General features: G+C 71.3%; 13 protein-coding genes. 10 read left to right on the forward strand and 3 right to left on the reverse strand.

What is annotated here, in order from left to right; all coding sequences use genetic code 11:
- The 6 genes from IEZ00_RS37455 to IEZ00_RS32565 all read left to right on the forward strand — a co-directional run.
- The coding region (locus IEZ00_RS37455; protein ID WP_229796324.1) for a cytochrome P450 at positions 1–596 on the forward strand (596 nt) is incomplete at its 5' end.
- Positions 593–784 (forward strand): ferredoxin, encoded by a 192-nt coding sequence (locus IEZ00_RS32545; RefSeq protein WP_189227212.1) that lies wholly within the window; start codon positions 593–595, stop codon positions 782–784. The genes IEZ00_RS37455 and IEZ00_RS32545, both read left to right, overlap by 4 nt.
- The gene (locus IEZ00_RS32550; RefSeq protein WP_189227213.1) at positions 781–2,034 is read left to right on the forward strand and encodes an NAD(P)/FAD-dependent oxidoreductase; all 1,254 of its coding nucleotides are present in this window, start codon (positions 781–783) and stop codon (positions 2,032–2,034) included. The genes IEZ00_RS32545 and IEZ00_RS32550 overlap by 4 nt, the downstream gene beginning before the upstream one ends.
- A gap of 49 nt (positions 2,035–2,083) precedes the next feature.
- Positions 2,084–2,773: a DUF3159 domain-containing protein gene (locus IEZ00_RS32555; protein WP_189227214.1), complete on the forward strand. Its 690-nt coding sequence runs from the start codon at positions 2,084–2,086 to the stop codon at positions 2,771–2,773.
- 22 nt (positions 2,774–2,795) lie between these two features.
- On the forward strand, positions 2,796–4,241 hold the full coding sequence (locus tag IEZ00_RS32560; protein WP_229796325.1) for an MFS transporter: 1,446 nt from the start codon (positions 2,796–2,798) through the stop codon (positions 4,239–4,241).
- Positions 4,242–4,330: 89 nt separating this feature from the next.
- Entirely contained in the window at positions 4,331–4,849 is a 519-nt protein-coding gene (locus IEZ00_RS32565; protein WP_189227216.1) for a TIGR02611 family protein, read from the forward strand.
- Positions 4,850–5,401: 552 nt separating this feature from the next.
- On the opposite strand, the gene IEZ00_RS32570 is transcribed toward IEZ00_RS32565, so the two are convergent.
- A complete protein-coding gene (locus IEZ00_RS32570) occupies positions 5,402–5,560 on the reverse strand; it encodes a hypothetical protein (RefSeq protein WP_189227217.1) in 159 nt (52 codons plus the stop codon).
- Positions 5,561–5,660: 100 nt separating this feature from the next.
- A complete protein-coding gene (locus IEZ00_RS32575) occupies positions 5,661–6,554 on the reverse strand; it encodes an alpha/beta hydrolase (protein WP_229796326.1) in 894 nt (297 codons plus the stop codon).
- A gap of 70 nt (positions 6,555–6,624) precedes the next feature.
- On the opposite strand from IEZ00_RS32575, the gene IEZ00_RS32580 reads away from it, so the two are divergent.
- The 3 genes from IEZ00_RS32580 (at position 6,625) to IEZ00_RS32590 (ending at position 9,064) form a co-directional block, all read left to right on the forward strand.
- A complete protein-coding gene (locus IEZ00_RS32580; protein ID WP_189227219.1) occupies positions 6,625–7,338 on the forward strand; it encodes a TetR family transcriptional regulator in 714 nt (237 codons plus the stop codon).
- A 236-nt stretch (positions 7,339–7,574) separates the two neighbouring features.
- Entirely contained in the window at positions 7,575–8,633 is a 1,059-nt protein-coding gene (locus tag IEZ00_RS32585; RefSeq protein WP_189227220.1) for a TerC family protein, read from the forward strand.
- Positions 8,630–9,064, forward strand: a complete 435-nt coding sequence (locus IEZ00_RS32590) for a DUF6314 family protein (RefSeq protein ID WP_189227221.1) — start codon at positions 8,630–8,632, stop codon at positions 9,062–9,064. The genes IEZ00_RS32585 and IEZ00_RS32590 overlap by 4 nt, the downstream gene beginning before the upstream one ends.
- A gap of 85 nt (positions 9,065–9,149) precedes the next feature.
- On the opposite strand, the gene IEZ00_RS32595 is transcribed toward IEZ00_RS32590, so the two are convergent.
- Positions 9,150–9,365 carry a hypothetical protein gene (locus IEZ00_RS32595; protein ID WP_209619649.1) on the reverse strand — a complete coding sequence of 72 codons (216 nt, stop codon included), beginning with the start codon at positions 9,363–9,365 and terminating at the stop codon, positions 9,150–9,152.
- 168 nt (positions 9,366–9,533) lie between these two features.
- Between IEZ00_RS32595 and IEZ00_RS37460 the strand changes: the two genes are divergently transcribed.
- The coding region (locus IEZ00_RS37460) for a discoidin domain-containing protein (protein ID WP_229796327.1) at positions 9,534–10,146 on the forward strand (613 nt) is incomplete at its 3' end.

Raw genomic sequence — 10,146 nt, forward strand, 5'->3', positions numbered from 1 at the left:
TCTCAATCCTGATGGACGCCGAGGTCGACGGCGAGAGCCTGTCCGACGACGAGCTCATGTCGTTCCTGCACCTGCTGCTCGTCGCGGGCAACGAGACCACGCGCAACCTGATCGCGATGGGCACCATCGCCCTGATCAACCACCCCGAGCAGCTGCGGGTGCTCGTCGAGGACCCGAGCCTGATCCCCACCGCGATCGAGGAGATGCTGCGCTACATCTCCCCGGTCACGCACATGACCCGCTGGGCCACCGAGGACGTCGAGCTGCGCGGCAGGACCATCAAGAAGGGCCAAGCGGTCGTGCTGCTCTACGGCGCCGCCAACCGGGACGAGGACGTCTTCGGCGACACCGCCGAGCAGTTCGACATCACCCGCAGGCCCAACCCGCACCTGGCCTTCGGCACCGGCGAGCACGCCTGCCTCGGCCTGTCGCTGGCCAGGCTCGAGGCACGGGTGTTCTTCGAGGAGTTCCTCGCCCGCTTCGACCGCGTCGAACTCACCGGCGAGGTGCTGCGGATGCGCTCGACCATGGTGCCCGGCGTCCGGACCATGCACGTCCGCCTGGGTGCCGCGAACGAGAGGGCCACCGTCCGATGAGGATCATCCTGGACCGGGCCAAGTGCACGGGCATCGGAATCTGCGAGGCCCTCGCACCCACCGTGTTCGAGGTGGACGACAACGGTGAGCTGGTCGTGCTGTCCGCCGAGGTGCCCGAAGACGCCCGCAACGAGGTGGCCGAGGCCGTCGAGGGCTGTCCCACCATGGCGCTGAGGCTGCGGTCGTGAGCACCGCGACGGTCCGCACCGGGCCCGGCTCGCTCGTTGTCGTCGGCGCCTCGCTCGCCGGCCTGCGTGCGGTCGAAGCCGCGCGCAAGACCGGATTCGCGGGCCGCATCACCCTGATCGGCGACGAGCCCCACCTGCCCTACGACCGGCCGCCGCTGTCGAAGGAGTTGCTGGCACCAGGGGGCCCGACTGATCCGGTGACCCTCCGCAGCCGTGCCGAGCTCGTCGACGAGCTGGGCGTGGAACTGCTGCTCGGCGCTCCGGCCACCGGACTCGACCCGGACGCCGGGGTCGTGCACGCCGGTGGCGAAGACGTGGCCTACGACGCGCTGGTTGTCGCCACCGGTGCCGCCGCCCGCGGCCTGCCGGGCACCGAGGGCTTGGCGGGGGTGCACGTCCTGCGCACGCTCGACGATGCGCGCGCGGTTCGCCGCGCCCTCGACGAGGGTGCTCGCACCGTCGTCGTGGGGGCCGGGTTCATCGGGTCCGAGGTCGCCTCGGCCGCGCGCAAGCGCGGTTCGCCGGTCACGATCGTGGAGGCGCTGCCTGCCCCCCTGGTCCGGTCCGTCGGGTCCGACCTCGGTGCCGCGCTGGCGTTGCTGCACACCCGCAACGGCACCGCGCTGCGCTGCGGGCAGGCCGTGGCCGCGCTGGAGGGCACCGGCCGGGTCGAGGGAGTCCGTCTCGCCGACGACACCGTGATCGAGGCCGACCTGGTCGTCGTCGGGATCGGGGCGGTGCCCCGCACCGACTGGCTCGCAGGCAGCGGACTGCCCGTCGACGACGGCGTGGTCTGCGACGAGTTCCTCCGTGCGGGCGCCCCCGGTGTGTACGCCGCGGGGGACGTCGTCCGCTGGCACAACCCCCTGTTCGACCGCTCGATGCGGGTGGAGCACTGGTCCTCCGCCGCCGAGCAGGGGGCGCGGGCCGCGCGCAACGCGGTGTCACCGGCAGATGCCCAGCCCTACGCGACGGTCCCGTACTTCTGGTCGGACTGGTACGGCTCGCGCGTCCAGTTCGCCGGTGTCGCCACCCACGACGGCTACGAGATCGTCTCGGGCGACCCGGCCGGTGACCACTTCGTCGCGCTGTACCGCGAGGGTGACCGGCTGACCGGGGTGCTGACCCTGAACGGGCAGCGCCACGTCATGAAGTACCGCCGACTCATCGCCCAGCGCGCCCGCTTCGACGAGGCCATCGCGTTCGCCCGGACGTCGGCGCCCACGCGCCCCGCCAGCACCGCTTCCTGACCTTCCGCCCCGCCAACGCCGGCGCACCGCCGGAAAGGACGAATCGACCATGGCCAAGCTGCAACAACAGGACACGACGGACACGACCACCCCGTCCGGCACAGGCCCTGCCAGGGACGAGGCGGTGGTCGCCCGCATGGGCGGGCGGAAGGGCTTCGTCTACTCCACTATCCCCGTCGTCGTGTTCGTGACAGCGAACCTCCTGCTCCCGCTGGCGATGACGATCACCCTCGCCCTGCTGGCGGGAGCGGGGTTGACGGTGTTCCGACTCGTGCGCGGTGAGCGCTGGACCTCGGCTGTCGGCAGCCTGGTCGGCGTCGCGATCGCTGCGGGGATCGTGGCGCTGACCGGGTCGGCGAAGAACTACTTCGCGGTGGGGATCTGGGCCTACTTCGCGGGCTTCGTGATCGCCCTCGGCTCGGTGCTGGCCCGCAGGCCGGTCACCGGGATCATCTGGAACTTCGTGCACGGCCGCAAGTACCGGTGGCGGACCGATCGGCGGGTCCTGCGCGCCCACACCGCCGCCACCCTCGCCGCCGCCTGCGTGCTGGGCGCCCGGTTCTCCCTCCAGCAGTGGCTGTACATCACCGACAACACCAGCGCGCTCGGTGTCGCCCGCATCGCGATGGGCACGCCGCTGTCGGCACTCGTCGCGCTCGTCATCGTGTGGGCCTTCCGGGTCAGCAGCAAGCAACTCGGCCTGAAGAAGGCGGACACCGGTCACAAGCAGGCGGAGTGACCCCGTGAACCAGCCGGAACCCGTGACATCGCCACCGAGAGCGCTCGTCGCCGTGCTCGCCCTCGCCGGGACCACGGTGTCGTTGCAGCAGACCTTCGTCATCCCCCTGCTGCCCCACCTGCCCGCGCTGCTGCGCACGACCCCCGACAACGCCTCGTGGGCCGTGACAGCCACGTTGATCGCGGGGGCGGTCTCGATCCCGATCGTCGGTCGGCTCGCCGACATGTGGGGCAAGCGGCGCGTTCTGCTGTCCTGTCTGGCGTTCCTGGTCACGGGTTCCGCGGTGACGGCGCTCAGCGCCTCGCTCGGCTGGTTCGTCGCCGGTCGCGCCTTGCAGGGCACCGCCGCGGGCGTGGTGTCGCTGGGCATCAGCTTGCTTCGCGACCACCTGCCCCAGCACCGCCTGGCCTCCGCGACGTCGGTGATGAGCACGTCGCTCGGCGTCGGGGCTTCGCTGGGAATCCCGCTGTCGGCGTTGCTCGCGCAGCACGCCGACTGGCGGGTCCTGTTCTGGACCGCGGGCGTGCTGGCCGCCGCGACGGGGGTTCTCGTCCTGCTCGTCGTGCCCCGTACGTCCCGGCCGCCGGGCGGGCGGTTCGACCCATTGGGGGCGCTGCTGCTCTCCAGCGCGCTGGTCTGCCTGTTCCTCGCCATCTCCAAGGGCGGTACGTGGGGATGGACCGGCGGCGTCACCCTCGGGTCGTTCGCCTGCGCGGCCACGCTGCTGGTGCTGTTCGGCGCGTGGGAGCTGCGCACCTCGCAGCCGCTGATCGATCTGCGGGTGAGCCGTCGGCCACAGGTGCTGCTCACCAACACCACCTCGCTGGTCTTCGGCTTCTCCATGCTGACCAGCTCGCTGGTGTTCACCCAGCTGCTGCAGCTGCCCACGGCGACGGGGTACGGGTTCGGCGAGTCGATGCTCGTCGCCGGCCTCCTGCAGGCTCCCGGCGGAGTGTGCATGATCGCCATGTCGCCGGTGTCGGCCATGATCACCGACCGCTGCGGACCGCGGGCGACGCTCACGGCCGGTGCCTCGGTCGTCGTGTGCGGCTACGGCTTCGCGACGCTGCTGCACACCCAGCTCTGGCAGTTGCTCGTCTGCTCCGCCCTCGTCGGATCCGGCATCGGGCTCGCCTACGGGGCAATGCCCTCGCTCATCATGAGCGCGGTCCCCGTCAGCCAGACCGCGGCGGCCAACAGCCTGAACAACCTCTGCCGGTCGTTGGGCACATCCACCGCCAGCACGGTGGCCGGACTGCTCCTGACCACCATGAGCACGACGGTGGGCGGGCACGTCGTCCCGGACCGGACCGCGTTCACCACCATCCTGCTGATCGGCGCGTCGGCGGCGCTGCTGGCCCTGGTCATCGCAGCTTTCATCCCCCGCCCCCGCCCGGCCACGACGGCTGACCTCCCGCTCGTCGCACCCACGGCCGTGCTGCGGCACGAGCCGAATCCCAGCCCCTAGCCACCGGAGCCCCATCCGCCGCCGGCGAGGCAGCAGCCAACCCCCGGTCCGGATGGGCTTCCTCTCCGCCACTACCGAACAGGATCCCCATGGCACAGGCGCCCCCCACCCCGACCTCGTCCCCCACTCGGCCCACCGCCCCGGCGGCGGTCGACGACGGCGGTGCCGCGAGCCGTCCCCGCGGCGCCCGAACCCGCCTCACCCTCGTCCACGGCCAACTGCGCGCGATCCGCGTCCGGATCGAGGACCGTCCTGTGCTGCGCCGAGTCTGGCAGCTCTGCGTCGCCGTGGTCGGATTCGCCGTTCTCGGGCTCGGCGTACTCGCCATTCCCTACCCAGGGCCCGGCTGGCTCATCGTGTTCGCCGGTCTGGCGGTCCTCGCCAGCGAATTCGTCTGGGCCCGCCACCTCCTGCGCTACGCGCGGCGGCACTACGACGGCTGGACCGCGTGGGTCCGTCGGCAGGACCGGCCGGTCAAGTTCGCGGTGCTCGCCGCAACTGCGGTCGTCATCGGGATGACCCTGTGGCTGATGGGCGGCCTGTGGCTCGTGGCGAGCCAACTCGGGCAGGCCGACTGGACCTGGTTGCGGAGCCCGCTGCTGGGGTGACGGTCCGACCTGGGGGGGTGCGCCACCCCTGCCGACCACGGCGCCCGTGGTGGGGGAGAGCTTGCCAGAGCACCGCCGCCGGGCGGCTCCCGGCAGCGCCTGGTCTGTCGCGTACCCGGTTCTGGTCATGGGACCAGCGTCGGTTCCCGGACCCGGCACAGACATCGGCACGAGCACGTAGGTTTCGCCCCCGGCGCTACCGGCTCGCCGCCTCGCCGCCTCGCCGCCTCGCCGCCTCGCACACGATTCTCCCCAGCACCCCCACCGCGTCTGCAAGTACCACCCGAAGTGCCCGCGCGGAGCGGTAAGTACTACCCGGCGGCGCGAATGGCGAGTTCGAAGTGCGTGAATGTTCAGTTCGGGGTGACGTGTCGTGATCGCGGGTCCGGGAACTGGTGGGAGACGGCGAGGCTGTACAGCACGAAGCCCTGGCAGTGCAGGTCGCCGATCCGCTGGCGCACCTGTAGCGAGCGGATGAGGTGGACCAGCGATTCGTCCGCCGCCGGGGGTCGATGAGCATCCGGTACGTGGCCGCGCCCACGACCATGTCGGTCACCGAGTCGACGTCGGTGTCCTCGGCCGGATGTGCTGCTCCCGGTAGGTGGCCAGCAGCGCTGGGTGGCTGACGCTGGTGCCGATGAGTTGGGGGAGCAGGCCGCGGTCCGGCAGGCCGCGCACCGCTCGCGGCAGCGCGAGGTCACCGATCGGCACCGTCGCCTACCAAGGCGTCGAGCCCGTCGACACACCGCCATCCACGACGTGGTCGACCCGGACAAGCTCCGGGCCGTCGCGGGCGGCACCGCACACGACCTCAGAACGCGGTGAACCGGCGGTAGAAGGCGATCTGGTCGGCCAGGACGCGATCGCGGGTGGCGGGGTCGTTGTAGAAGGAGAAGTGCGTGCCCTCGTAACGGCGCAGTTCCGCGCGAGGGGCGCGCTCGGCGAGTTCCCGCGTCGTCTGCTCCGGGGTCTCCCGGTCGTCGGCGGCGATGCAGACGAGCAGCGGCGCCCCCAGGCGGGAGGCGTCGGCGGCCGGGCGGTAGCGGGCCATGGACAGCAGTCCGCGCGGGGCGACGGAGTTGCGCCACAGCGTGTCGCCGTCCCCGCTGAGCGTGCGGATGTGCTGCTCGGCCTCCTCGGTCGCGGTGACCGCCAGTTCCCCCGGCTTGGCGAGCATGGGGATGTAGTGGGGCGCCAGGCCGAGCTTCCCGCGCAGGGCGTCCCAGAGGATGACCGCCCGCAACTTCAGCACCTCCGCGGTCGACCGGCCCTCGACCTGCTCCGGGAAGCCGTTGAACGGGATCTGGGCCACGACGGCGACCACCCGCGGGTCATCGGCCGCGACGGTGATGGCGTGGGCGCCGCCGAGCGAGTTGCCCCACAGCAGGATGCGGTCGGGGTCGATGCGCCGGTCGGCGCGCGCCCACGCGATGGCGGCCCGCAGGTCGTCCTGCTGGCCGCGGACGTCGACGAGTTGACGCGGTTCGCCGCCGCTCTCGCCGAAGCCCCGGTAGTCGAACACCAGCGCCGCCGCCCCCTCGGCGGCGAACCGCCGGGCGTGCGGGAAGAGCCGGTCCATCGTGCCGCTGAACCCGTGGCACAGCACGACGCACGGCAGCGGGCCGGAGCGCCCCTCCGGCAGGTGCAGGTACCCCGCGCACCGGGTGCCGCCCGACTCGAACGACACGTGTTCCCGTTCCACCACGCCGCATCCCCCCAGCACTGAACCCAGGTCAGTAAAATAGCAGGAGAATTGACCAGCGGTAGGGGGATTCATGACGGGGACCGGGACGACCGCCGAGCGCATCCTCGCCGCTGCCGGGGCACTGTTCGCCGAGCGCGGGTATCGAGCGACGTCGATGCAGGCGATCGCGCGGCGCGTGGACATCACCAAGGCCGCGCTGTACTACCACTTCCCGTCCAAGGACGAGATACTGCACCGTCTCACGGTTCCCCTACTCGGGGAGTTGGAGCGTGCCCTGGACGAGGCGGGGACGCACCACGACCCCGAAGCGGTGCGCTGGCGGGCCGTCGAGGGGTTCCTGGACGTCAGCCTGCGCCACCGCACCACCCTGCTGATGCTGGTGCGGGACATGACCCTGCTGGCGAGGCCGCCGGTCGCGGAGCGGTTCCGGGCCGTGGTGCGCCTGGCCAACGACCTGGTGTGCGGGCCGGACCGCAGCCTGGAGCGGCGGGTGCGCGCCGCCCAGGCGGTGGCCTGCCTGACCGACCCGGTCGTGCTGTTCCACGACGCCCCGCCCGAGCGGGTGCGGGCCCTGCTGCTCGACGGCGTGCGCGCCCTGCTGGGCGAGCCGCCCGCCCGACGCCCGCGGCCCAGGGGGAGCGGTGGCGGGCGGCCCCTCGCGCTGACCGGCGAGCAGGTCGAGCAGGTGCGGCGGCTGCACGCCTCCGGCGCCTGCACCGCCGAGCAGCTCGCCGCCCGGTTCGGCGTCTCGCGGGCCACGGTCTACCGTTGTCTCAAAACCTGAAGAAATGAGACTTTGATTCTGAGACGGCGGCTGCGCTCGACTCCGGGAGGAGCGCGGAGCGGCGGGCAGGGGGACCATTCGGATAATTCGGTCGGCGTCTTGTAGCCTGGTGTCCACAGGGGAGTATCCCGGCACGGTGCACGTCGTCAACACGATCGAGGCCGAATCCGATCCGGCGTGCCTGGCCCGTCCGCGGGTGGGGGAGACCTGGCCGTCTCGTCCTGCCCGGAGGTCCCGTGGACACCCCCACCTGGGTCTGGCTCGTCACCGTCGGCGTCACCATCGCCTTCTTCGTCTTCGAGTTCCTGGCCCACGTGCGCACGCCGCACGAACCCACCATCCGCGAGTCGGCCGCCTGGTCCGCGTTCTACATCGGCCTGGCCCTGCTGTTCGGCGTGGGCATCGGCCTGGTCAACGGTTGGGGCTTCGGCGGCGAGTACTTCGCGGGCTACCTCACCGAGAAGGCGCTCTCGGTGGACAACCTGTTCGTGTTCCTGCTGGTCATGAGCGGGTTCGCGGTGCCGAAGCGCTACCAGCAGAAGGTGCTGCTCATCGGCATCGTGATCGCGCTGGTCATGCGCGGCGCCTTCATCGCGGTGGGCGCCACGCTCATCGCCAACCTGTCGTGGGTCTTCTACCTGTTCGGCGCGCTCCTGCTGCTGCTGGCCTGGCGCCAGCTGCGGCACGACGACGGCAAGGACCCCGGCGACAACGCCATCACCCGCTGGGCGCGCCGGGTGCTGCCGGTCACCGACGACTTCCACCGCGACCGCCTCGTCACCCGCGAGGCCGGACGCCGCATGGTGACGCCGCTGTTCATCACCGTCGTCGCGATCGGCTTCATCGACCTGATCTTCGCCGTGGACTCGATCCCGGCCATCTACGGCCTCACCGAGCAGCCGTACATCGTGTTCACCGCGAACGCGTTCGCGCTCATGGGGCTTCGCCAGCTCTACTTCCTGCTGGGCGGCGTGCTGGAGCGCCTGGTCTACCTGGCGCAGGGCCTGGCCTTCATCCTGGCCTTCATCGGTGTGAAGCTGATCCTCCACGCGCTGCACGTGAACGAGCTGCCGTTCATCAACGGCGGTCAGCCCGTGCTCTGGGTGCCCGAGATCCCGACCTGGTTCTCGCTGCTCGTCATCGCCGCGGCCATCGCGGTGGCCACCGCGGCGAGCCTGGTCAAGACCCGAGGCAAGCTGCCGCGGAAGAAGTCCGAGCCCACCGCGAGCCCTCGCACGAATAGCGCAGGCCGGGTCGACGCTACGAAGGGTCACGTGGAAACCTCCGAGGGGTGACGGTTCGAGAGGAGCGCGAGGGCGGCGCCGCCGACTTCCTGCGCGGGCGATGGCGGGTGCGGCGGCGCATCGTCGACCACCGCAACGGGGTCGAGGGCGACTTCGTGGGAACGGCCGAGTTCGGCGACGACCTGTCCTACCACGAGGAGGGCGAGCTGCGCTGGGGCGACCACCGCGGGCCCGCGACCCGCTCCCTGCGCTACATCGACCGGGGCGGGCACGTCCTCGACGTCAAGTTCGCCGACGGCCGCGACTTCTACCGCCTCCACCTCAGCGACGGCGGCTGGTCCGCCGAGCACCCGTGCAGCGCCGACACCTACGTGGTGGCCGGGCGGATCACCGGGCCGGACAGCTTCACCGAGCACTGGCACGCCACCGGCCCCGCCAAGGACTACGAGCTGCTGACCGACTACGAGCGCGACACCAGGTAGTGGCTGGTCAGAGCGCCTCGCACGAACACGTCCCGGATACCAGAGGCCGCCTCCCGCGCGAGGAGGCGGTGAGCGTGGTGCCGCCTCAGCACCGGGTCTTCACCAGGAACTGATACCGGGCGAAGCTGTCGTTCCCGTAAACGACCCGGTAGCACTGCTGCGGGGAGGTCCACGAGGAGACGCAGGTCTTCCGCGCCTCGTTGCACTTCGACAACGTCGGGTAGAGCGGGCTGTTGCAGTCCGCGTACGCAGGCGAAGCCGTGCCCAGCGCCAGACCACCGGCCAGTGCCGCGCCGATCACGGCGATCGACCCCTTGGCGGCGGTGAGCCGCGTGGGGACTGGTCCCGAACTGGCGCAACACACTGGGCGCCGACACGTCGCGGAGGAGGTCGCGGAGGAGTTCGCATCCCGTGCCCGCGTGGGCGGCACGGGTAGTCGCTCCGGGCGTGGTGGCAGAGGAGGCGATGCATGGACTTACAACGAGCTTGCCGTGCGGTTCTGGCCGTGGCGCTGGTGGCCGGGGCGGTGGGGGTCTCCGGCTCGGTCGCGGTGGCGCAGGATTCGCCGTTGTCGGTCGTGGGCGTGGTGGCCAGCGGGGACGACGGCAATGTCGCGGCCAACACGCTGGATGGCGACCTGGGCACCCGGTGGTCGGCGGAGGGCGACGGGGTGTGGATCCAGTACGACCTCGGTTCGGCGCAGACCATCGGGTCGGTCTCGATCGCCTGGCACAAGGGGGACACCCGGAGGAACACCTTCGACGTTCGGGTGTCGGATGACGCGTCGTCGTGGATTCCGGTGTTGAGCGGGCAGAGGAGCAGCGGCAGTTCGGTCCGGTTGCAGGACTACGACTTCCCCGACGCCTCGGGCCGGTACGTGCGCGTTGTCGGTCACGGCAACACTTCCAACGACTGGACCAGCATCACCGAGGTGAGCGTGAACGGCGCCACCTCGGAGCCGGGCGACCAGACCAGTGCGGCGGTGAGGTACGGGTGGGGCGCGCCGCTGCCGATCTCCGACGAGTTCGACTACACCGGACCGGTCGACCCGACGAAGTGGGCCGTGCCGAGCGGCAACGAGG

The sequence above is a fragment of the Saccharothrix coeruleofusca genome (assembly GCF_014648515.1).
GTDB lineage: Bacteria > Actinomycetota > Actinomycetes > Mycobacteriales > Pseudonocardiaceae > Actinosynnema > Actinosynnema coeruleofuscum.

Coding starts and splice junctions, on each gene's coding strand:
- IEZ00_RS32580 (WP_189227219.1), top strand. CDS start 6,625: ATGACGGGGACCGGGACGACCGCCGAGCGCATCCTCGCCGCTGCCGGG.
- IEZ00_RS32545 (WP_189227212.1), top strand. CDS start 593: ATGAGGATCATCCTGGACCGGGCCAAGTGCACGGGCATCGGAATCTGC.
- IEZ00_RS32555 (WP_189227214.1), top strand. CDS start 2,084: ATGGCCAAGCTGCAACAACAGGACACGACGGACACGACCACCCCGTCC.
- IEZ00_RS32565 (WP_189227216.1), top strand. CDS start 4,331: ATGGCACAGGCGCCCCCCACCCCGACCTCGTCCCCCACTCGGCCCACC.